Origin of the sequence: Salinibacterium sp. ZJ70 (assembly GCF_011751865.2) — a bacterium.
In the GTDB taxonomy this organism is placed as follows: domain Bacteria; phylum Actinomycetota; class Actinomycetes; order Actinomycetales; family Microbacteriaceae; genus Homoserinibacter.
Map to the genome: position 1 here is coordinate 556,015 of NZ_CP061770.1, position 21,843 is coordinate 577,857.

Sequence of the window (21,843 nt, forward strand, 5' to 3'; positions counted from 1 at the left end):
GAGCGCGTCAGCCGCACCAGCTGGAACGCATCCCGGGGAGCCCGCGCGAGGCGTCTCCCGTGACCGCATCGACGAAGTAGGTGGTCGTCCCCTCCCAGCCGGGAGCGTACGGGTCGTTGTCGGAACGCGAGCCCGCGGGGATCACCTCGACGGCGACGTACTGGCCGTTCGGCGAGAGGCAGATCTCGCCGACCCGTGCGCTCGCGGAGGCGGGGCGGAACAGCTCGTGCGTGCCCGACGGATCCACACGGACGACGACCGAGCGCGGCGCATCCGCGGGGCCCAGCAGGTCGGTGAACGCCTCGATGCTCGACGTCGTCGAGGCGAGGAGGAAGCCCACGGGGTAGAGATCGGGGTCGATGTCGATCGGAGGAAGCTCGAGTGCGTCGCTCTGACCGGACGCGAGGTCGATGATCGTTCCGGATGTGGGGTCGGCGACGACCAGCTGCACGGTTCCGGGCAGGAACCCTCGGAGCTCGGTGTGGGTGCCGAGAAGCTGTGGGGCGGCGTCACCCAGAACATCGACGAGCAGAAGCTCGCGGTCGGTCGTCTGCATCACGACGGAGGTCGTGCCCGGAACCCACAGCCAGTCGCGGAGGACGAGCTCGTCGCCTGCAGCGTCTCGGATGGGACGCGGCGTCCATGATGCGTCCTCCAGATCGACGATGTGCAGAACGCCCTCCGCCGATCCCTCGTCCGTGAGGAAGCCGACGAGCAGCTCGCTCGTCGCGGCCTGCAGCGCGCGCACCCCGGTCGTGTCGGGAAGGGGCATCTCGTAGCTCTGCGGATCGTCAGGCACGCGCAGCTGGAGGGAGGGGATGCCCGCCTGATCGGTCGCGACGTACACGACGATGTCGCGCGCCACCGCGTACTCCTGGATGTGGTCGGCGCTCACGACGGGCTCCGTCGAGTGGGTGCCGGCGACCGACGCGCGGATGATCTGATCCTCGCCGTCGGCACGGAGGAGGCTGTACACGAGCGCGTCCTCGGTGGTGAACGTGTGACGCAGCGTCGACGCCGCCCCCGTGGCGGTGCCGCGGACATCCACCTCGACCGTGTACTCCTCGGCGTACCGCAGCACCGAGTCGAATCGCACCGTGACGCGACCCCCGTCGGCCGTGACCGTGACCGGGGTATCGGGGGTCACACGCACGTCGGCGTCGACGACCGGCTCGATCGGCTGATCCGTGTCGATGACGAGTCGCTGCCCGGAGCGCTCGACGGCGGCGGCGGCGTTGACCGAGGCGTCGCGGATCGCCGGCCCGCGCACCGCGCCCAGCGCCGCGAGCGCGAGCGTCGCGACCGTGAGCGCGACGACGACGGTGCCGAACGCGCGCCGGTATCCCGCCTGCGCCCGACGAGCGCGTGCGGCGTTCCGCACCATCGAGATCTCAGTAGACATACGGGTCCGCGGGCTGCTCGACGGCGGTGATCTCGCTGGGCTTCAGAACGACGGGCTCATCGGATTCGACATCCGGGTTGTCGACGAAGGTGCCGCTCGCGTGCACCCAGGAGTCGACGGGGAAGCGCGTCTCCCACTCGGGCAGGTACACCGGCACCCCGACCGGCTGCGCGTCGAGCGTGCAGTGGGTCACGACGAAGCGCACGATGTAGAAGACGTTCTCGGGGTCCTCCGGGTCTGCGGTGACGAATCCGGTGAGGTCGGGGCGGCTCGCCGCGAGAGAGGCGGCGTCGTTCCCCTGCCGCAGCAGTGTGGCCCATTCCCTCACGGTGTACCCCGAGCCATCTCCGGCGGAGAGCTCGACGGTGTCGGCGGAGCTGCTCAGCTGGTTGAGGTCGCGGTGCGCTGCGGTGCTCGAGGTGAGCGTCGCGGGCGGGAGCACGAGCAGCGCCCCGGCGCATCCGAGCACGACAGCTGTCGACCGTCCGACGGCCCAGGCGCGACCCGTGCGCGACTCCGCCTCACCCTCCGGGTGCTCGTGCATCTCGTCCTCGTCCCGTGAGCCGGGCAGGAGCACGAGAGCTCCGATCGCGGCCATCCCGGCGATCGCGGTGAGGATCACCGTGAAGACGACATAGCGCGGATGGATGTAGAGGGTCAGCTGGCCGGTGGCGGCGAGCCACAGCACGGCCACCACCGCGATGAGCGTGAGGAGCACACCGCGGTAGTGGGAGGTGAAGCGCTCAGCCAAGCAGGTTCACCCCGAATCCGAGGGCGGCGGCGGCGAGCGCGGCGACGAGGGTGATGCGGACGAGGGTGCCCGTGGTGAAGGTGGTGCGCAGCAGGGCGAGCATCTTCACATCCACCATCGCCCCGAAGACGAGGAAGGCGACAACGGCGCCCGGCATGAACACCGAGCCGAAGGAGACGATGAAGAACGCATCGACGTTGGAGCAGATCCCGATGATGAACGCGAGCACCATGAGTGCGAGGACGGACAGCACGGGGTTGGCTCCGAGCGCGACGAGTGCGTCTCGGGGGACGCCCACCTGGATGATGCCGGCGATCAGGCAGCCGAGGATGAGCGCGGGGAGCACGGCGCTGGTCTCCTCGGCGAATCCGACGAACGCGCGCCGCATCCGCGAGCCCTGGGCCGGGTGGTCGTGGTGCGCCCGGCAGGTGGCCTGGAACCCGGGGGTGAGGAGGTTCTGGGGTTGCGGGTGGCGGCTGAACATCCATCCGATGAGATTCGCGATGAGGAACCCGCCGAGGATGCGCGCGATGAGGATGCCGTGATCCCAGCCGAACGCCTGGTAGGTGACGATGATCGTCACGGGGTTGAGGATGGGGGCCGCGAGCAGGAAGGTGATCGCTTCGGGGACGCTGAGGCCGCGCACGATGAGGCCGCGCGCGAGCGGCACGTTGCCGCACTCGCAGACGGGAAGCAGGATTCCGAGCAGCGAGAGCGCGGCGCGACGCAGCATGGGGGTGCGCGGCAGGTAGCGCTCGAAGACCCACGCGGGCACCCACACCTGAACGACGACGGACAGCAGCACGCCGAGGAAGATGAACGGCAGCGACTCGATGAGCACGCTCGCAGAGAGGGTGACGAGGTCGCGGGCGACAGTGGGAAGGGTCTCGGCGGGAAGATCTCCGGTGAGGGTGCGCAGCGCGACGAACGCCGCGAGCAGGAGAAGTGCCACGACGGCCGCGGTGGTGGGGCGCACGCGGGCCGGCCGGGTCTGCTGCATGTGCTTCAGGTTAGGCGATGCGGATGGGGGGATCCGGCGGACGCCGGACGCTATCCGTTTTGACAATCATTATCAATAAGGCGTACCGTCGCCGTATGACTTCCCCTCGCCTGCCGCTCCTCGCCCTCACGACCGCCGCCATCGCGGCGCTCGCGCTCGTCGGCTGCGCCCCTGGCGACACCGACTCGACGAGCGACCGACTGCAGATCGTCGCGTCGACCAACGTCTACGCCTCGATCGCCTCCGCGATCGCGGGAGACGGCGCGGATGTGGAGGCGATCATCGACGACATCGCCTTGGACCCGCACGAGTACGAAGCAACCACCCGCGATGCCCTGGCGCTCGACCGTGCCGACCTCGTGATCATGAACGGCGGCGGCTACGACGAGTTCATGAGCACGCTGCTGGGAGCCCAGAGCACGTCCCCCGTCGTGATCGACGCGGTCGAGATCGCCGATCATGACGACGAAGACGGTGCGCACGCCGGCGAGGATCACGCGGACGATGGGGCCTCCGAGGGGGCCGACGAGCATGCGGGGCACGACCACTCCGGGCACGACCACGGCGAGGTGAACGAGCACGTCTGGTACGACCTCCACGCGATGAGCGACCTCGCGCACGAGATCGCGGATGCGCTCGCCGAGCTCGACCCGGACGGCGCAGCCGAGTACCAGGCGAACGCCGAGGCCTTCGTACGCGACCTCGATGAGGTCCACGAGCGCGCCCACGCGATCGCCGACTCCCACGAGGGTCTCCAGGTCGCCTCCACCGAGCCCGTTCCCCACTACCTGCTCGAGCTCGCAGGGCTCTCGGACGCGACACCGGCCGAGTTCACGCGCGCCGTCGAATCCGGGGTCGATGCCCCCGTGCTCGTCGTGCAGGATGTGCTCGAGCTCGTCTCGGGCGGGACGGTCGCGTTCCTCGCCTACAACGAGCAGACGGTCAGCCCGCAGACGCAGGAGGTGCTCGCGGCGGCTGGGGCGGCGGGCCTGCCCGTGGTGTCGTTCAGCGAGCTGCTGCCCGAGGGGCTCGACTACATCGAGTGGATGAGCTCGAACGTCGACGCGATCCAGGCTGCGGTCAGCTGACGGCTCTCAGGTGCCCGTCTCAGCCCCAGGCTGAGGCGGGTGCCTTCACGACCTTGATGTCGTGGTAGTGCCAGTGCTTGCCGTTGTTGTACATCCCCGACGCCCAGCCCGAGTACCAGATGGCGTTCTCGATCGTGGCGGCGTCGGCGCCCGCGAGGAAGGCCTCACGGATCTCGCTGTACTTGCCGATGGAGTTGAGAGCGTCCGCGGCGTTGCGAGCGGCGTCGACGAGGTTCGTGTTGCTGCCGGTTCCGCCCGGGCCGTAGCTCGCGCCCCAGCCGTTGTTGAGCGGGTTGTTGCGGTTCCACCAGGTCTCGGGGTAGTTCTCCTGGCGCATCCAGCGGCCGATCACGGTGACGCTGTCGTCGGTGATGGGGTAGCCCGCGAACAGGAGAACCATCTTCGCCCAGTCGACGTTCGTGCCGCCTGCCTTGAGCGTCTCGAGGCCGGACGTGGCCTCGTACTCGCCTCGGATGGATTCGAACTGCGTCGAGAGATCGGCGCGGACCTCGGGGTGTGACACCTCGACCGCCTGCGCATTGCTCTGCGCGTAGGCCTCGATCTTGGCCGTGACGACGGCGAGCTCTTCCGGCGCGCTCGCGAGCGTCGCAGCCACGGCGATCGCGGTCCCGAGAGCGACGCCGACGAGGATGCCGTGCGTGGCGCGAGTCCCGCGAGAGGCGGAGTGCCGGTCGCGGAGGGTCGTGATGGCGTGGGGAGTCGAGATCATAGGCAGATTGCGCCAGGGGGACGGCGCGCGTCCCAGGGTGGCCGAGCGTCCTGGGAAGGCCCTGTGCGTGACCTGCTGTCAGCCTGCGAGCGGCGGGCGGGGCGCATCGAGCGAACGCCCCCCGAGGAAGAGCAGGAGCTCGGCCGCTGTCGCCTCGAGGATGGGCCCAGATCCGAAGCTCCATCCCGCATCCGAGGCGCGCAGGGTGTGCCCCGCGATGACGGCGCGGATGGGCGTGGGTGCCGCGGCGGCGCGTCCGAGTGCGACCGCACCGCTCGCGCGCGGCGACAGAACGGCCTCCGCTCCGAGGCGCGCGCACAGGGCGAGGTAGGAGTACACCGCACGGTCGAGGTCGCGCAGCGGTGCGCGGCGGGTGCGCAGGCGGCGGGTGATCGGGCCCCGGCGCGGTGCGGCGTCCGTCTCGAATTCGTGCGCGGCATCCGGGTCGGGGTGCGAGGCGAGCGCCCGGGCTGCGGCTGCGCGCACCTCGGAGATCTCCGCCTGCCAGCCCGCGGTGATGCCCGACTCGTCGACGCGTTCGTGTGCCGAGAGGGGGAGGTTCCGCCAGAGGTCGGACATGGTGCGGCAAGCATAGTCGCCACCCCAATGTGACTGTCACATTCCGGGCCCGCACTGTGCCATCATTGCCGTGCGACGCGCCTGGCGTCGTGATCGTCTCGCGGGCGGAGGGGTGCCGTGACCACGAATCCTCCGGTGTCCACCCGGCCGCCGAGCATCCGCGATGTCGCGCGGATCGCAGGGGTCTCGCACCAGACGGTCTCGCGCGTCCTCAACGGGCACCCGAGCATCCGCGACACGACGCGTCAGCGAGTGCTGGACGTCATGGCCGAGCTGCAGTATCAGCCGAACCGCGCGGCGCGAGCTCTCGCATCGAGCCGGTCGCACACGATCGGCATCCTCTCGGCGATGAGCACCGACTACGGGCCGGCGTCGATCATGGCCTCGGTCGAGGCGGCGGCGCGCGCCAACGGCTACTGGGTGAGCATCGCCAACATCGATCCCGGTGTGCAGGGCTCGATCCGCGACGCCCTGCAGCAGCTGCGTGCGCAGGCCGTCGAAGGCATCGTGGTGATCGCCCCGCAGGTGCGGGTCTTCGAGGAGATCTCTCAGCTGCAGTTCGATGTGCCCTACGTCAACGTGCAGTGGACGGGCGAGGGCGATCGGCCGCCCGTGTTCGACCAGTACGAGGGTGCGCGCCTGGCGACGCGGCACCTTCTCGAGCTCGGTCACCGCGGCATCTACCACCTCTCGGGCCCCCGCGACTGGATCGAGGCGGATGCGCGCATGCGCGGGTTCCTCGACGAGATGAACGAGTGGGATGCGCCGACGACAGCGCCCATCCTCGGCGACTGGACGGCCGACTTCGGCTACTTCGCGGGGCAGGAGCTGCTTCGGGTGCGCGACTTCACGGCGGTGTTCGCCTCGAACGACCAGATGGCGCTCGGGCTTCTTCATGCCTTCCGTGATGGGGGAGTGAGCGTGCCGGGCGACGTGAGCGTGATCGGGTTCGATGACATCCCGGAGGCCGCGCACTTCTGGCCGCCGCTCACGACGATCCGCCAGGACTTCTCGGAGCTCGGTCGCATCGCGGTCGACCGCCTGGTGGGCGGCGAGGAGGCGGATCGAGCGCGCACGGTGACGCCGCAGCTCGTGGTGCGCTCGTCGACCGCTCCCGCGCGAAGCTGAGCCGGGGCCGCCTCTCACCCCTCGCCGTTATCTGTTCGTGATCTTGAACAGTTGACAGCTTCGTGGGGGCCGGGGCTAAAGTGCTCAAATGTTACCGGTCACAGTGACCGGTCACATTTCACATGACGACGTCGTCAGGAGAGCCCGTGGCCCGCTTCGAACCGCGCACCGAGGTCGCGATCGCGCGCACCCGCGCCGACGTCGCTCGGTTCCACAAGGGCCTCTCCCGCAGCGGCACCGCCGGCGCCTCGAGTGCGGTCGTCTCCGCTCGCGTACCCGAGGCCGACCTCTTCGTCATCACCCCCGACGACCCTCAACGCGCCGACTCGGGCCCCGAGACGATGGTCGTCGTCGATCTCGACGGCGTCGTCGTCAGCAACATCCCCGGCAGCGAATCCGCCCCCGCCCGCGGTGTCGGCGTGCACGCCGACCTCTACCGCTTCGGCACCGCCATCGGCGGGCTCGCCCACGTCGCGTCGCCCTACGCGAGCGCGTTCGCCCTCCGCAGCGAGCCGCTGCCGTGCCTCACCATCACGATCGCCGAGGAGTTCGGCGGCGACGTTCCCGTCATCCCCCACGACATCGACGACGCCGGTCTCGCCCGGCGCCTCCACGCGGAGCTCGCAGATGGACACCGGCGCGCCGTGCTCGTGGCCCGGCACGGCGCCTACACGGCGGGCCTCGACCTGCGCGACGCGCTGCGAGCGGCCGTTGCGCTCGAAGAGGCGGCGCGCATCGTGCAGCTCGGCCGCGACGGGCTCGCACCCGGCGTCCGGGTCGACCCGCTCCCTGCAGATCTCGTCGACGCGCTCCACGCGCGTCGACGCCGCGACGACGCCCGACGCGTCGACCGCAGCGCGCCCCTGGGCGCCTTCCCAACCTCCCGAACCGGTTCCCCCGGATCGAGCGGCGGGGCCGGATCATGGACGACTCCGCCCCCGAACGGCTCCGTGACAGACAACGACGTCCGCAACTCACAGTGAAAGGAAAGACCGTGAAGACGAAGAAGTTCCTTCTCGCCACGATCGCAGCCGGCTCCATGCTCGCGCTCGCGGCCTGCACGCCCGCCGGGGGCGACAACAGCTCGGGAGGCGGCGACGGCGGCCTCATCGGCGTCGCGATGCCCACCAAGAGCTCCGAGCGCTGGATCCAGGACGGCGACGCCGTCAAGGCCGAGCTCGAAGCCCAGGGATTCAGCGTCGACCTGCAGTACGCAGAGGATGACATCCCCACCCAGGTCGCCCAGATCGAGAACATGATCACGAAGGGCGCCGAGGCGCTCATCATCGCCTCGATCGACGGCACCACCCTCTCGGAGGTGCTGCAGACCGCCGCCGACAGCGACATCCCGGTGATCGCCTACGACCGCCTCATCATGGAGTCAGAGAACGTCGACTACTACGCGACGTTCAACAACTTCCGGGTCGGCGAGCAGCAGGCCTGGACGCTGCTCAACGGTCTGGGTCTCACCGACCTCGAGGGCGCGGCGCTCGCCGACGCACCCGAGGGCCCGTTCAACATCGAGCTGTTCGCGGGTTCGCTCGACGACAACAACGCGTTCTTCTTCTTCGACGGGGCGATGAGCGTGCTCGAGCCCCTCATCGAGGACGGCACGCTCGTCGTGAAGTCCGGCCAGACTTCGATCGAGCAGGCGGCGACGCTGCGCTGGGACGGCGAGACCGCCCAGAGTCGGATGGAGGACCTCCTCACCGCCAACTACTCCGACGGCACCCAGGTGGACGGCGTGCTGTCGCCCTACGACGGCATCTCGCGCGGCATCATCTCGGCGCTCACCGACGCCGGGTACAGCGTGGGCGACGAATGGCCGACCATCTCCGGTCAGGACGCCGAGGTCGACTCGGTCAAGGCGATCCTGTCGGGCGAGCAGCACGCGACGATCTTCAAGGACACGCGTGAGCTCGCGAAGGTCGCGGCCGGCATGGCGGTGGCGCTGCTGAAGGGCGAAGAGCCCGAGGTCAACGACACCGAGACCTACGACAACAACGTCAAGGTCGTCCCGTCGTACCTGCTCGCGCCCGTCCCCGTGGTGAGCGACAACGTCAAGCAGGCGCTCGTCGACACCGGCTACTGGACGGCCGCCGAGCTCGGCCTCTGAGCCGAACCGCCCAACCCGGCAGGCGGCGGTGGGGAGTCGAACCTCCCCACCGCCGCCCGCCGGCGCTACGCTCCCCCTGTCAGCCCCCAAGGAAGTCGGCGAATCATGACGAACAACATCCTGGAGATGCGCAACATCACCAAGACGTTCCCCGGAGTGAAGGCGCTCTCGAACGTCACCCTCGAAGTCGCGCGCGGTGAGATCCACGCCATCTGCGGCGAGAACGGTGCCGGGAAGTCCACCCTCATGAAGGTGCTGAGCGGTGTCTACCCGTACGGCAGCTACGACGGCGACATCGTGTTCGAAGGCGAGACGGTCGCCTTCCGCGACCTCTCCGACTCGGAGGCGCAAGGCATCGTCATCATCCACCAGGAGCTCGCACTCAGCCCCTACCTCTCGATCGCCGAGAACATCTTCCTCAACAACGAGCAGCGCGGCGCGCTCGGCCTCATCGACTGGAACAAGACCAACCACGAGGCCACGAAGCTCCTCGCGCGGGTGGGGCTCAGCGAGAACCCCACGACCCGGATCCGCGACATCGGCGTCGGCAAACAGCAGCTCGTCGAGATCGCGAAGGCGCTGTCGAAGCAGGTCAAGCTGCTGATCCTCGACGAGCCGACGGCCGCCCTCAACGACGAGGACTCCGACCATCTGCTGGATCTGATCCTGAACCTGCGCGAGCAGGGGATCACGTCGATCATCATCAGCCACAAGCTCAACGAGATCAAGAAGATCGCGGACTCGGTGACAGTGCTGCGCGACGGCAAGACCATCGAGACGATGCCCCGTCAGGACGTCACGGAGGAGCGCATCATCAAGGACATGGTGGGGCGGGACCTCGAGCACCGTTACCCCGACCACACCCCCCACATCGGCGAGGAGCTGCTGCGGGTCGAGAACTGGACGGCTCACCACCCTCAGGACACCAGCCGGGTCGTCGTCGACGACGTCAGCCTGCACGTGCGCGCCGGCGAGATCGTCGGCATCGCGGGGCTCATGGGCGCCGGTCGCACCGAGTTCGCGATGAGCCTCTTCGGGCGCTCCTACGGCTCCCGGATCTCGGGACGGGTGTTCCTGCGGGGCAGCGAGATCCGCACCCGGACTGTCGCGGAGGCGATCGAGAATGGTCTCGCCTACGCCACCGAAGACCGCAAGACCTACGGGCTCAACCTCATCGAGGACATCAAGCGGAACATCTCGGTCGCATCCCTCGACAAGCTCGCCAAGCGCGGGCTCGTGCACGACAACGAGGAGTTCAGGGTCGCCGACGACTTCCGGAAGTCGATGAACATCAAGGCGCCCTCCGTGCTCGCCCGCACGGGCAAGCTCTCGGGCGGCAACCAGCAGAAGGTCGTGCTCTCGAAGTGGATCTACGCCGACCCCGAGGTGCTCATCCTCGACGAGCCCACGCGCGGCATCGATGTGGGCGCGAAGTACGAGATCTACTCGATCATCAACCGGCTCGCGGCCTCGGGGAAGGGGATCATCGTGATCTCCTCCGAGCTGCCGGAGCTTCTCGGCATCTGCGACCGCGTGTACGCCCTCTCGGAGGGGCGCATCACGGGCGAGCTGCCGATCGAGGAGGCCACCCCCGAGGCCGTCCTCACCCTCATGACCATGGAACGCCCCCGGTGACGCGCGAGCGACGAGAAGGAACGACGATGTCCATTTCCCCACCCCCGACCCAGGCCCCGATGACGACGAGCCGGCCCCCGGCGCCCAACCGCGTCACCTCGTGGCTCAGCCACGTGATCTCCGACCTCGGGAAGAACGGCATCTTCATCGCCCTCATCGCGGTGGTCGTGCTGTTCTCGATCACGACGAACGGCATCCTGCTGCGCCCGCAGAACATCTCGAACCTGATCGTGCAGAACGGGTACATCCTGGTGCTCGCGATCGGCATGGTGATGGTCATCATCGCCGGCCACATCGACCTCTCGGTCGGCTCGGTCGCCGCGTTCGTGGGGGCCTGCTCGGGCGTCTTCGCCGTGCACTGGGGCCTTCCGTGGTGGCTTGCGATCGTGCTGTCGCTCGGCATCGGAGCCCTCGTGGGCGCGTGGCAGGGCTTCTGGATCGCGTACGTCGGCATTCCCGCGTTCATCGTGACGCTCGCGGGCATGCTCATCTTCCGCGGCCTCGCGCTCGTGGTGCTCGGCAACAAGAACATCGGATCGTTCCCCACCGAGTACCGCGCGATCGGCAACGGGTTCCTCACGGATGTGTTCGGCGATTTCGAGCTCGACCCGCTGACCCTCGGCGTGGGAGCCCTCGCGTTCATCGCACTCGTCATCCAGCAGACGCGGTCGCGTCGCGGGCGCCTGCAGTACGGCCAGGAGGTCGAGCCGCTCGGCTGGTGGATCGCGAAGCTCGTGCTCGTGGGCGCCGCGATCGGCTTCTTCGCCTACTCGCTCGCCTCCTACAAGGGCATCCCGGTGACGCTCATCATCCTCGCGCTGCTCGTCATCGTGTACGGCGTCGTGATGAACCGCAGCGTCTTCGGTCGCCACATCTACGCGATCGGCGGCAACCGTCACGCGGCCGAGCTCTCGGGCATCAAGACGCGCCGGGTGGACTTCTGGCTGTTCGTCAACATGGGTGTGCTCGCGGCGCTCGCCGGCCTCATCTTCACGGCCCGCCTCAACCTCGCGGGCCCGAAGGCGGGCGACGGCTTCGAGCTCGAGGCGATCTCCGCGGCGTTCATCGGCGGCGCGGCGGTGCAGGGCGGCGTGGGCACGATCGCCGGGGCGATCATCGGCGGTCTCATCATCGGCGTGCTCAACAACGGCATGTCGATCATGGGCATCGGCATCGAGTGGCAGCAGGCCGTCAAGGGTCTCGTGCTGCTGCTCGCTGTCGCGTTCGATGTCTTCAACAAGCGGCGGTCGGGCCGCGGCTGACGCCGCCGATCACGCGCGGGGCCGGGGCGACCACTGGTGGATGGAGTCTCCTCGGTCTCGCGTCTCTTCAGCGTCAGGCAGACGGCGCGCTGAGCAGCCGCGCGAGCAGCGCACGGTGCCCGGCGGAGGTGTGGCTTCGCGGGTCGTGGCCGAGTGCGCTGTAGGCGACGAGCCCGCCATCGCGCGTCCAGGCGAGCGGATGCGTGCGCCCCTCGAACCGGTGGCTTGCGACGACAGTCACGTCGGCGGCGACCTCGAGACCCGTGTAGCGTTCGTCGATCACCGTGAAGCTCGCAGGTGCAGCGGCGTCAGCGCCCGCGACATCGATCGTCGCGGCGCCCAGGGGCGGATGGCCCGAGACGCCCGGCACCCAGCGGCCGCCGAGAAGCGAAGCCCAGCGCGGGTCGTCGCGGAATGCATAGGCGGCGGAGTGCACCGCGAGCAGCCGGACGCCCGCCGCGTGCAACGCGAGGATCTCATCGACGACAGGACGCGAGTCGATGAGCGGTGCGTCCATGTCGCCGGATGCGTTCACGACGAGCGCGTCCGGGCGGTCGAGGGCGGCGAGCTCGTCGAGGCCATGCACCGCTGTCGTCGCGCGCGTGGCGACGGCGATCGCGTCCGCGAGCGATCGACTCGTGGCAGGCAGGTCGTGCCAGCTGTCGGTGTGCGCTCCCGTGCCGCACACGACGGCGATCCGCTGACGCTGCCCCTCGGTCATGCACCGAGCGTAGGCGGGACGCCGCCGGTTCCGTCGCTTTCGCGCCGTCCGAGCGGCATGATGGTGCTGTGAGCGACGACACCGCAGCCCCGACTCCCGCCGAGACTCCCGCAGCCGCGGAGATCCCCGATAGCCCCGCGGCGCCTGCGGGGCAGATCGTTCCCGGGATGACGCCCGAGGTGCTGCCGGAGGCCGCGCTGCCCGAGACGAGCGAGCTGGCTGCCGAGGAGGTCGCGGCGGAGGAGGCCCTCATCGCCCCGGTCGTGAAGTCCGAGAAGCCCGCGACGCCCGAGCAGCGCGCGCGCCGGGGCGCCAACGTCGCGGGTGCCATCTCGCTGCCGCTCGCGACCGCCGGCATCGTCATGCTCGCCGTGCCGCTCGCCGTCTGGTATCTCAACACCATCATCCGCACGGTGGCTGTCGTCATCGCGAATGCGGTGAGCGGGAAGGGCGCCGCCGAGGAGACCAATGAGACTCTCGCGTCGATCGAGCCCGGGGCGGTGGGCAGCGTCACGCTCGCGTTCGCGATCATCGGCGCCGCCTTCCTCATCGCCGGCGTGCTCGTGAGCTTCTTCGTGATGCGCTCGCATGGGGTCGCCCGCGCCGGCATGGTCACGGCGGTCGCCTTCCCGGTGGGATTCGTCATCGCGACGATCCTGAGCGCCTCGCTCGGCGCCCTCGGGGGCCTCATCTTCGGAACGAGCGACACGGTCTCGCAGATCCTCGCGAACGCCGCCTTCGGCATCGCACTCACCACCATCGGCTCGGTCGCCGTCACGGTCGCGACGGGAGCGCTCGTGTGGCCCGTCGTCGCGCGCGTGTTCCGCCCGGAGCGGGACGCCCACGCGGCGCGCTGATCGAGACAGGCGGACTGGTCAGCGCTGCGCGATGATGAGCTGGAGTCCGTTGTCGGGGTGGTACGTCCACGAGCCGGAGTAGTTATCCCACTCATCGCTGACTCGGCCGTCGAGGCCACGCGTGGAACCGATGACCTCGGTGACCCGGGTCGGAATGTTCAGTTCGTCGTAGATACAGTCAAGCGCGAGACTACTGAGGCCGAGGGGGTCGTCGTCCTGTGGTTTCGTGGAGACAAGCAACGTCTTGCCGCCGTCTTCGACTCTCACGACTCGATCGAAGTACTTGCCGATGGCTGAGTCAGCCCCTTCGTCCGAGCCGGTCTCGCTCGAGGTGTCGGGGTCCTTCTCAAGCTCGGTCATCAGCCGGTCGAACGGCTTGGACCCACTGCATGCGTCAGCTGCTCGCGCGAGCGCAGTGGGACTGTTTGCCACAGCCAGGATGGTGCCGCTGATCGCGAGGACACCCACGATGCCAGCCGCGACGATGAGGCGAGGCTGGCGCAGCTGGCTGCGCCAGCCTCGGGCAACAGGCGCGGCGACTGCTGCCGTCTCATCCGTCACCGCCGACTCTGAGGCAGCTTCTGTCTCGAGCTCGGAGTTCTCGGGGGCGGTGTCGTTGTGCGTCATTGCTCGTCTTCTGTCCATCGGGTGCGGCAGCGGCCTCGCAACAACGTAGGGGGTATCTGAGAAGTCAGATACCCCCGATTCGCGGCGTAGAAGGCTCAGTCGCCTTCGTGGTGCGATTCGAGGAACTCGAAGAGCTCGCGGTCGTCGACGCCGGGGTAGGTGCCGCTCGGCAGCGGGCTGAAGATGTGCGCGTGCACCTTGGCGCTCGTCCACGCGCGGCCCGCCCAGCGATCGAAGAGCTCGCGCGGTGGCTTCTTGCAGCAGCTGGCATCGGGGCAGCGTGACTGCTCGCGACGGGTCTCGTGGCGTCCGCGGAACCACTTGGACTCGTCGAACGGCACGCCGATCGTGATCGAGAATTCGTCGGTGGCGCTCGTGCCCGTCTGGGTGGACTCGAAGAAGGTGCCGACGGGCGTGTCCGTGTACTGGTAGAACTCCGTGGTGCGGTTCGTGCGTGTGAACGCCGTGCGCGCCGACCAGTAGCGGCACACGATCTGCCCCTCGACGCCGCCCGTCACGTCGGTCGGCAGGCGCAGACCGTCATTCTCGTAGGCCTTCGCCACCGCGCCGTCGTCGCCGACGCGCAGGAAGTGCACGCGCATGTCCAGGTGCGCCGTTGCGAGGTTGGTGAAGCGCAGGGCCGCGGCCTCGTGGGTCACACCGAACGCGTCGCGGAAATCCTCGATCGCGATGTCGCGCTCGGTCTTGGCCTGTGTGAGGAAGGTGACGGCCTGCGCGCGCGGCATGAGGCAGGCAGCGGCGAAGTAGTTGATCTCAAGCCGTTGCTGCAGGAACTCGGCGTAGTCGCGCGGCGCCTCGTGCTCGAGCAGGCGGTGTGCGACAGCCTGCAAAGCCATCGAGCGGAGGCCGTGGCCGCCCGGGATGGACGCCGGCGGCAGGTAGATGCGGCCGTTCTCGAGGTCGGTGACGGAGCGCGCCGAGTGCGGAAGGTCGTGCACGTGCACGAGTTCGAACCCGAGGCTCTGGGCGATGCGCGCGACCATCCGGTGCGTGACGGCCCCCCGCTCGTAGCCGACGTCGCGCATGACGCGTTCGGCGAGCTCCTCGATCTCGGGGATGTGGTTGTCGCGTTCGCGCATGCGGGCGCGCAGCTCGGTGTTGGCGCGGCGGGCCTCCTCGGGGGTGGCGATCGCCTCGCGCGAGCGACGTTCGAGTTCGCGGTGCAGCCCGACGAGCGCCGCAAGGGTCTCGTCGGGCATCGTGCGGCCCGGCCGCACGAGAGGCAGTCCGAGCTCGGCGTAGAGCGCGCTCGACTGGGCGCGCTCGAGTTCGATCTCGAGCGCGGCGCGCGGCGAGGGCGGTGCATCGTCGAGAAGGGAGTTGAGGGGTACCCCGAGCTGCGCGGCGATCGCGGTCAGCAGACTGAGACGCGGCTCGCGCTTGCCGTTCTCCATGAGCGACAGCTGGCTCGCCGAGACCCCCACGGCGTCGCCCAGCTCGCCCAGGGTGAGGTCGGCGGATGTGCGGAAGTGACGGATCCGCTGACCCAGGGTGATGAGATCGGCCATGTTCACCATTATGGCAAGAATCCCGATTCTTTCGTGCAGGTTTGGTGTCATCCGCGCTTCTGGTGCCCCCATTGTGGAATCACAACCGATTCTTCACGGAGGTTCACATGGCACCGGCGCTCACCAGCGTTCTCCGCCCGGCTCCCGCGATCGACCTCGATCAGTGGGTGGCCGAGCAGGTGGAGCTGCTTCAGCCCGACCGCGTGGTCTGGATCGACGGCTCTCGCGAGCAGCAGGACGCCCTGCTTCAGCAGCTCGTCGACGAGGGACGCATCATCCGCCTGAACCCCGAGCTACGGCCCAACAGCTTCCTGGCGCGCAGCGCACCGTCGGATGTCGCCCGCGTCGAGTCCCGCACGTTCATCTGCTCCGAGAAGGAGGAGGACGCCGGGCCTACCAACAACTGGCGCGAGCCGGAGGCGATGCGGGCCGAGCTCCGTGAGCTCTTCGCCGGCTCCATGCGCGGGCGCACCATGTACGTTCTTCCGTTCTCGATGGGACCGGTCGGCGGCGCCCTCTCGCGCATCGGAGTGCAGATCACCGACTCCGCGTACGTCGTGACGAGTATGGCGGTCATGACCCGCGTCGGCGACGAGGTCCTCGAGCTCATCCGCGAGGGCGCGAGCTGGGTCCCCGCTCTGCACTCGGTCGGCGCTCCGCTCGAGCCCGGCCAGGAGGATGTCCCGTGGCCGAGCAACGAGACCAAGTACATCTGCCACTTCCCCGAGTCGCGCGAGATCATGTCGTTCGGCTCCGCGTACGGCGGCAATGCGATCCTCGCGAAGAAGTCGTTCGCGCTCCGCATCGCCTCGGTCATGGCGCGTGACGAGGGGTGGATGGCGGAGCACATGCTGCTGCTGCGCGTGACCGACCCGAAGGGGCGCCGCTTCCACGTCGCGGCGGCCTTCCCGTCGGCGTGCGGCAAGACCAACTTCGCGATGCTGCGCTCGGTGCTGCCCGGCTGGACGGTCGAGACCCTCGGCGATGACATCACCTGGCTGGCCCCGGGACCGCACGGGGGCCTGCGCGCCATCAACCCGGAAGCAGGGTTCTTCGGTGTCGCTCCGGGGACGGGGCGCGACACGAACCCGACCGCCGTCGACACCCTCTGGGGCAACACGATCTTCACGAATGTAGCGCTGCGCCCGGACGGCGATGTCTGGTGGGAGGGGCTGACCGAGGAGACCCCTGAGGGCCTCACCGACTGGCAGGGGAACCCGTGGACGCCTGAGTCGGGGACGCCTGCGGCGCATCCGAACTCCCGTTTCACGGTCGCCGCGTCACAGTGCCCGTCGATCGCATCCGACTGGGATCACCCGGATGGGGTGATGCTCGACGCGATCATCTTCGGGGGGCGGCGGGCGTCGAACGTTCCCCTCGTGGTGGAGGCGCGCGACTGGGAGCACGGCGTGTTCCTGGGGGCGACGATCGCGTCCGAGCGCACGGCGGCTGCCGAGGGCACCCTGGGCGAGCTGCGGCGCGACCCGTTCGCGATGCTGCCGTTCTGCGGATACAACATGGGCGACTACTTCCAGAACTGGCTCGACATGGGCACGCGCCTGCGTCGTACGGGCGGCGCTCCGCGGATCTTCCAGGTGAACTGGTTCCGTCGTGATGTTGACGGGTCATTCTTGTGGCCGGGCTTCGGCGAGAATGGTCGAGTGCTCGAATGGATCGTCGAGCGGATCGCAGGCGAAGCTCCGTCGGTGGATACCCCCATCGGACGTGCTCCCGCAGGCGACTCGATCGACTACCGCGCCGCGGGACTCTCCGACGAGCAATGGGCGGAGCTGTTCCGGATCGATCCGGACGCGCTGCTCGACGAAGCCGACGACACCGAGGAATTCCTCGCACGGTTCGGCGATCGACTCCCTGACGCGCTGCGTCGCCAACTGACCGGACTCCGCGATCGACTCACGGAGCTCTCCGGCTCCACACGAAAGGCTGTTGCGTGAGTTTCGTCCTCGGCACCGCTGTCCCTGACCGTAACCTCGCGCTCGAGCTCGTGCGCGCGACCGAGGCTGCGGCGATCCGCGCCTCGGAGTACGTGGGGCGGGGTGACAAGCTCGCCGCCGACGGCGCCGCTGTGGACGCCATGCGCGCGTTCCTCGGAACCGTGGCGTTCCGCGGCACCGTCGTGATCGGCGAGGGCGAGAAGGACAAGGCGCCCATGCTCTTCAACGGCGAGGTGGTGGGAACCGGTGACGGTCCCGAATGCGACATCGCCGTCGACCCGATCGACGGCACGTCGCTCACGGCCGCCGGTCGCCCGAACGCGATCTCGATGATCGCCGCCTCCGACCGCGGCACTATGCTCGACGCGTCGAGCGTCTTCTACATGGAGAAGATCGTCACCGGGCCCGCAGGCATCGACATCGTCGACATCCGCCGCCCCATCGGGGACAATCTGCGCGCCCTCGCGAAGGCCTCCAACAAGCGCATCGGCGACCTGGCGGTCGGCGTGCTGGATCGTCCGCGGCACGAGAAGCTGATCGCCGACATCCGCGCCGCGGGCGCCGGTGTGCGTCTGCTGCTCGACGGCGATGTGGGCGGCGGGATCGCCGCCGCATCGATCGATGGCGACCTCGACATGTGCGTCGGCATCGGCGGCAGCCCGGAGGGCGTCGCCACGGCGTGTGCCGTCAAGGCTCTCGGCGGGCTCATCCAGGGGCGCCTCGCTCCGGGCGACGACGCCGAGCGCGAGCGCGGCGAGGCCGCCGGACTCAAGTTCGACTACGTGTACGAGGCCAACGAGCTCGTGCGCGGCGACAACACCTTCTTCGTCGCGACGGGAGTCACCGATGGTGCGCTCCTCGAGGGCGTCCGCAAGCTGGGCGACGTGGTGCGCACGGAATCGATCGTGGTGCGTGGAGCATCCGGCACGGTTCGTCGCATCACCGCCGACTATCGCGCGTCACGCTGGAGCTGACGCCGCGATCGCCACAGGTGTGCTGGGGGCACACTGAAGGGCGCGAATCCTCATATGCCTTGTGCGAGGCGAGGGTCGCGCCCTTCGGCGATTCCGGAGATAGTGCGCAGATTGTCAGACAATCTGTTATTGTCTGACAATCATGACCACTCCGGATGGTGGCGTCGTCCTGCCCGATGCCGTGCTCGTCGCGCTGCGGGCAGCCGTGCTCGACGGGACGATCGCGCCGGGAGAAGCCGTCACGGAGGCATTCGTCTCCCGCAGCTTCGGTGTCGCACGACCCACCGCACGCATCGCCATCGACCGGCTCGTCGCGGCCGGAGTGCTCGCTCGCGAACCGCACCACTCGGCGCGGGTCCGCGAACTCGGCGACGCTGACGTCATCGATCTCTTCGCCGCGCGCACCGCCGTCGAATCCGCGGCCGCCGAGCAGCTCGCCGCACGCGGCACCGTGCCGTCGGCGGCGCTCGCCGCGCACGCCGACTTCCAGGCTCTCGCGGACGGCGCGAGCTACCTCGCCGCCGACATCGCCTTCCACCGTGCGCTCGTGCACGGATCCGGATCCGCGCGACTGCCGAAGCTCCACGACCTGCTCATGGGGGAGGTCGAACTCGCGATCTCCCAGATCGCCGCACGCGGCCTCCGCACCGCGCACGAAGTCGCCCCCGAGCATGCCGCGATCCTCGACGCGATCTCTGCCGGCGATGCCGAGCTCGCGGCGCGACTCACCCGAACTCACATCCACTCCTCGCGAGACCGACTCCTCGCGCATCTCGAGCACCACGAAAGGTGACCAACATGGTCAAGCGTCAGTTCCCGCGCCCCGCGGAGCTGCTCGAACTCATGAAGTTCAAGAAGCCCGAGTTCAATGGCACCACGCGCCGCCTCGACTCCGCCCTCACGATCGCGGACCTCCGTGACATCGCGAAGCGCCGCACCCCGAAGGCCGCGTTCGACTACACCGACGGCGCAGCCGAAGGCGAGCTCTCGCTCACCCGTGCGCGTCAGGCGTTCGAGGATGTCGAGTTCAGCCCCCGCATCCTGCGCCCCGCCGCCGATGTGGACATGAGCTCCACGATCCTCGGCGGCCCCTCCGCCTACCCGCTCGCGATCGCCCCCACGGGCTTCACGCGACTCATGCAGACCGAGGGCGAGATCGCGGGCGCCGGGGCGGCAGGTGCCGTCGGCATCCCGTTCACCCTGTCGACGCTCGGCACGACCTCGATCGAGGACGTCAAGGCGGCCAACCCGAACGGGCGCAACTGGTTCCAGCTCTACGTGATGCGCGACCGTGAGATCTCGTACGGCCTCGTCGAGCGCGCGGCCGCGGCCGGCTTCGACACGCTGCACTTCACGGTGGACACCCCCGTCGCGGGCGCCCGTCTGCGCGACAAGCGCAACGGCTTCTCCATCCCGCCGCAGCTGACCGCCGGAACGATCATCAACGCGATCCCGCGTCCGTGGTGGTGGTTCGACTTCATCACCACTCCCAAGCTCGAGTTCGCATCGCTCTCGACGACGGGCGGCACGGTCGGCGAGCTGCTGAACGCGGCCATGGACCCGACGATCTCGTACGACGACCTCGACGTCATCCGCTCGATGTGGCCCGGCAAGATCGTCATCAAGGGTGTGCAGAACGTCGACGACGCGAAGGCTCTCACCGAGCGCGGTGTCGACGGCATCGTGCTCTCGAACCACGGCGGACGCCAGCTCGACCGCGCACCTGTGCCGTTCCACCTTCTTCCCGACGTCGTGCGCGAGGTCGGCTCGGACGTCGAGATCGGCGTCGACACGGGCATCATGAACGGCGCCGACATCGTCGCCTCGGTGGCGCTCGGAGCCCAGTTCACGATGATCGGCCGCGCCTACCTGTACGGGCTCATGGCCGGCGGCCGCCGCGGTGTGGACCGCGCGCTGCAGATCCTCATCGACGAGATGGAGCGCACCATGAAGCTCCTCGGAGCCTCGACGCTCGCCGAGCTCGAGCCCGCTCACGTCACGCAGCTCGAGCGGCTGGTCCCGCGCGTGCGCTGACACGCGACGGATGCGACGATGCGCGGCGGGGGCGAAGGCCTCCGCCGCGCATCGTCGTCTGGGGCTCGGTCTGGGGCTCGGGCGCGCCAGCGGCCAGCGACTGTCGCTCCGCGGTGACGCGCGTCAGCGCGCGGCGGCGATCACGCGCTGCAGAGACGAGCGCAGAGCCTCGAGTTCGTCGAGGCCCATCTCGAGGCGCTCGATGATGCGCGGCGGGATCGTCTCCGCCTGGGCGCGCAGGGCCGCACCGGCATCCGTCACGGTGATCTCGAGCACGCGCTCGTCCTCCGTGCTGCGGCGGCGCGACACGTAGCCGAGCGATTCGAGGCGCTTCAGCAGCGGCGAGAGCGTCGCGGGATCGAGCTCGAGCTCATCGCCCAGCTCGCGTACCGAACGCGGGCTCTGCTGCCAGAGGGCGAGCATCACGAGGTACTGCGGATGCGTGAGGCCGAGCGGTTCGAGAAGCGGGCGGTAGATGGCGTTGACGCTGCGCGAGGCGACCGCCAGCGCGAAGCACACCTGGTTCTCGAGGGCGAGCAGGTCGGGGGATTCGTTCTGCACACAGCCATCGTACCGAAAAGCTTTGTACACTAATGGTTATGGCACCACGGAATGCGGGATACGTTCCGCCGAATGACTTCGAAGGTCAGGGAGACGGCTTCTTCGCGCGGCTCAACCGCAAGCTCTTCCCGTGGATCGGTCCGCCGCCCCTCGGCCCGTACGACCAGCCGGAGCCCCCGCCCGCAGCCGAGCGCGGCTGCCCGCTGTGCGGTGCGGCGATGTCGGCTCACACTAAGGGCGACAACGGCGGGCGCACGATGCTCTACTGCCCGAAGGACGACGACGCCTGAGTGATGCGCGGCGTCAGCTCGCTGCGAGAGCCTCCGCGCGCTCAGCCTCCGCGTTGATCGCGATGCGGCTCTGCACGAGCGGGAGCGCCCGTGAGATCGAGGTCGCGATCCGCTCGTCGAGATCCGCGCTCGTCACCCGGTAGTCGGTGAAGTCGCGCTCGTTCGCGAAGATGCCGAGCGGGAGCGTGAGCGCCTGGAAGAACCCGAACAGCGGCCGCATCTGGTGCTCGACGAGCAGAGCGTGGCGGTCCGAGCCGCCGGTCGCCGTGAGCACGACGGGGGTGTCGACGAGCGTGTACTGGCCCACGTAGTCGAAGAACAGCTTGAACAGCCCCGAGTAGGTGGCGCGATACGCGGGGGAGCCGACCACGAGCAGATCCGCCTGCTCCACCGACTCGAGTGCGTCGAGCGCCGGCTGGCCGAGATTGCTCCGGTAGCCGCCGCGCGCGAGCGACGGCAGAACCGTGGCGAGCTCGATGACCTCCACCTCGCCGCCCAGCTGCTCGGCGAACGCCCCCGACACGCGCCGCACGAGCGCGGTCGTGCGTGACGGATCGGTGGGGCTTCCGCTCACCCCGACGACTCGGATCGGCTTGGTCATGGT

At 69.0% G+C, this 21,843-nt stretch carries 22 protein-coding genes; 12 read left to right on the top strand and 10 right to left on the bottom strand.

Annotated elements, in window-relative coordinates:
• Positions 1–7: 7 nt before the first annotated feature.
• Genes HCR12_RS02730 through HCR12_RS02740 form a run of 3 tightly spaced genes read right to left on the bottom strand, consistent with a single transcriptional unit; the run spans position 8 to position 3,153 of the window.
• The gene (locus HCR12_RS02730; RefSeq protein WP_166868008.1) at positions 8–1,402 is read right to left on the bottom strand and encodes a hypothetical protein; all 1,395 of its coding nucleotides are present in this window, start codon (positions 1,400–1,402) and stop codon (positions 8–10) included.
• The gene (locus HCR12_RS02735; RefSeq protein WP_166868006.1) at positions 1,392–2,153 is read right to left on the bottom strand and encodes a TIGR03943 family putative permease subunit; all 762 of its coding nucleotides are present in this window, start codon (positions 2,151–2,153) and stop codon (positions 1,392–1,394) included. The genes HCR12_RS02730 and HCR12_RS02735 overlap by 11 nt, the downstream gene beginning before the upstream one ends.
• On the bottom strand, positions 2,146–3,153 hold the full coding sequence (locus HCR12_RS02740) for a permease (protein ID WP_166868004.1): 1,008 nt from the start codon (positions 3,151–3,153) through the stop codon (positions 2,146–2,148). The genes HCR12_RS02735 and HCR12_RS02740 overlap by 8 nt, the downstream gene beginning before the upstream one ends.
• Positions 3,154–3,248: 95 nt before the next feature.
• Here HCR12_RS02740 and HCR12_RS02745 point away from each other — a divergent pair, with 95 nt between their 5' ends.
• Positions 3,249–4,241: a metal ABC transporter solute-binding protein, Zn/Mn family gene (locus tag HCR12_RS02745; RefSeq protein WP_166868002.1), complete on the top strand. Its 993-nt coding sequence runs from the start codon at positions 3,249–3,251 to the stop codon at positions 4,239–4,241.
• 19 nt (positions 4,242–4,260) lie between these two features.
• Here HCR12_RS02745 and HCR12_RS02750 read toward each other — a convergent pair whose 3' ends face one another.
• Both HCR12_RS02750 and HCR12_RS02755 read right to left on the bottom strand, forming a co-directional pair.
• Positions 4,261–4,971 (bottom strand): hypothetical protein, encoded by a 711-nt coding sequence (locus HCR12_RS02750; protein WP_166868000.1) that lies wholly within the window; start codon positions 4,969–4,971, stop codon positions 4,261–4,263.
• Between the two features lie 78 nt (positions 4,972–5,049).
• Positions 5,050–5,550: a hypothetical protein gene (locus tag HCR12_RS02755; RefSeq protein WP_166867998.1), complete on the bottom strand. Its 501-nt coding sequence runs from the start codon at positions 5,548–5,550 to the stop codon at positions 5,050–5,052.
• Positions 5,551–5,685: 135 nt separating this feature from the next.
• Here HCR12_RS02755 and HCR12_RS02760 point away from each other — a divergent pair, with 135 nt between their 5' ends.
• From HCR12_RS02760 to mmsB, 5 genes are all read left to right on the top strand, one after another.
• Positions 5,686–6,678 (top strand): LacI family DNA-binding transcriptional regulator, encoded by a 993-nt coding sequence (locus tag HCR12_RS02760; RefSeq protein WP_166868284.1) that lies wholly within the window; start codon positions 5,686–5,688, stop codon positions 6,676–6,678.
• Between the two features lie 146 nt (positions 6,679–6,824).
• Entirely contained in the window at positions 6,825–7,661 is an 837-nt protein-coding gene (locus tag HCR12_RS02765) for a class II aldolase/adducin family protein (RefSeq protein ID WP_166867996.1), read from the top strand.
• Positions 7,662–7,717: 56 nt separating this feature from the next.
• On the top strand, positions 7,718–8,794 hold the full coding sequence (gene chvE, locus HCR12_RS02770) for a multiple monosaccharide ABC transporter substrate-binding protein (RefSeq protein ID WP_191412376.1): 1,077 nt from the start codon (positions 7,718–7,720) through the stop codon (positions 8,792–8,794).
• Positions 8,795–8,899: 105 nt separating this feature from the next.
• Positions 8,900–10,429: a multiple monosaccharide ABC transporter ATP-binding protein gene (gene mmsA, locus HCR12_RS02775; RefSeq protein ID WP_166867991.1), complete on the top strand. Its 1,530-nt coding sequence runs from the start codon at positions 8,900–8,902 to the stop codon at positions 10,427–10,429.
• A gap of 59 nt (positions 10,430–10,488) precedes the next feature.
• A complete protein-coding gene (gene mmsB / locus HCR12_RS02780; RefSeq protein WP_191412377.1) occupies positions 10,489–11,691 on the top strand; it encodes a multiple monosaccharide ABC transporter permease in 1,203 nt (400 codons plus the stop codon).
• Between the two features lie 73 nt (positions 11,692–11,764).
• Here the strand turns inward: mmsB and HCR12_RS02785 are convergent, their stop codons facing one another.
• On the bottom strand, positions 11,765–12,412 hold the full coding sequence (locus HCR12_RS02785; RefSeq protein WP_166867988.1) for a ThuA domain-containing protein: 648 nt from the start codon (positions 12,410–12,412) through the stop codon (positions 11,765–11,767).
• A gap of 68 nt (positions 12,413–12,480) precedes the next feature.
• Here HCR12_RS02785 and HCR12_RS02790 point away from each other — a divergent pair, with 68 nt between their 5' ends.
• A complete protein-coding gene (locus HCR12_RS02790) occupies positions 12,481–13,269 on the top strand; it encodes a hypothetical protein (RefSeq protein ID WP_166867985.1) in 789 nt (262 codons plus the stop codon).
• Positions 13,270–13,287: 18 nt separating this feature from the next.
• On the opposite strand, the gene HCR12_RS02795 is transcribed toward HCR12_RS02790, so the two are convergent.
• Both HCR12_RS02795 and HCR12_RS02800 read right to left on the bottom strand, forming a co-directional pair.
• Positions 13,288–13,896: a hypothetical protein gene (locus tag HCR12_RS02795; RefSeq protein WP_166867983.1), complete on the bottom strand. Its 609-nt coding sequence runs from the start codon at positions 13,894–13,896 to the stop codon at positions 13,288–13,290.
• Between the two features lie 95 nt (positions 13,897–13,991).
• On the bottom strand, positions 13,992–15,434 hold the full coding sequence (locus HCR12_RS02800; protein ID WP_370589326.1) for a helix-turn-helix domain-containing protein: 1,443 nt from the start codon (positions 15,432–15,434) through the stop codon (positions 13,992–13,994).
• A 98-nt stretch (positions 15,435–15,532) separates the two neighbouring features.
• Between HCR12_RS02800 and HCR12_RS02805 the strand changes: the two genes are divergently transcribed.
• From HCR12_RS02805 to HCR12_RS02820, 4 genes are all read left to right on the top strand, one after another.
• Positions 15,533–17,380 (top strand): phosphoenolpyruvate carboxykinase (GTP), encoded by a 1,848-nt coding sequence (locus HCR12_RS02805; RefSeq protein ID WP_166867979.1) that lies wholly within the window; start codon positions 15,533–15,535, stop codon positions 17,378–17,380.
• Positions 17,377–18,354 carry a class II fructose-bisphosphatase gene (gene glpX, locus HCR12_RS02810; protein WP_166867977.1) on the top strand — a complete coding sequence of 326 codons (978 nt, stop codon included), beginning with the start codon at positions 17,377–17,379 and terminating at the stop codon, positions 18,352–18,354. Before HCR12_RS02805 ends, glpX begins: the two co-directional genes overlap by 4 nt.
• 142 nt (positions 18,355–18,496) lie before the next feature.
• Complete coding sequence (locus tag HCR12_RS02815; protein WP_166867975.1) at positions 18,497–19,147, top strand: GntR family transcriptional regulator; 651 nt, start codon at positions 18,497–18,499, stop codon at positions 19,145–19,147.
• A 5-nt stretch (positions 19,148–19,152) separates the two neighbouring features.
• Positions 19,153–20,388 (top strand): alpha-hydroxy acid oxidase, encoded by a 1,236-nt coding sequence (locus HCR12_RS02820; RefSeq protein WP_166867973.1) that lies wholly within the window; start codon positions 19,153–19,155, stop codon positions 20,386–20,388.
• A gap of 123 nt (positions 20,389–20,511) precedes the next feature.
• Here the strand turns inward: HCR12_RS02820 and HCR12_RS02825 are convergent, their stop codons facing one another.
• Positions 20,512–20,949: a MarR family winged helix-turn-helix transcriptional regulator gene (locus HCR12_RS02825; protein WP_166867971.1), complete on the bottom strand. Its 438-nt coding sequence runs from the start codon at positions 20,947–20,949 to the stop codon at positions 20,512–20,514.
• Between the two features lie 38 nt (positions 20,950–20,987).
• Between HCR12_RS02825 and HCR12_RS02830 the strand changes: the two genes are divergently transcribed.
• Positions 20,988–21,239: a hypothetical protein gene (locus tag HCR12_RS02830; RefSeq protein WP_166867970.1), complete on the top strand. Its 252-nt coding sequence runs from the start codon at positions 20,988–20,990 to the stop codon at positions 21,237–21,239.
• Between the two features lie 13 nt (positions 21,240–21,252).
• On the opposite strand, the gene msuE is transcribed toward HCR12_RS02830, so the two are convergent.
• Positions 21,253–21,840 carry an FMN reductase gene (gene msuE / locus HCR12_RS02835; RefSeq protein ID WP_166867968.1) on the bottom strand — a complete coding sequence of 196 codons (588 nt, stop codon included), beginning with the start codon at positions 21,838–21,840 and terminating at the stop codon, positions 21,253–21,255.
• Between the last annotated feature and the right edge of the window lie 3 nt (positions 21,841–21,843).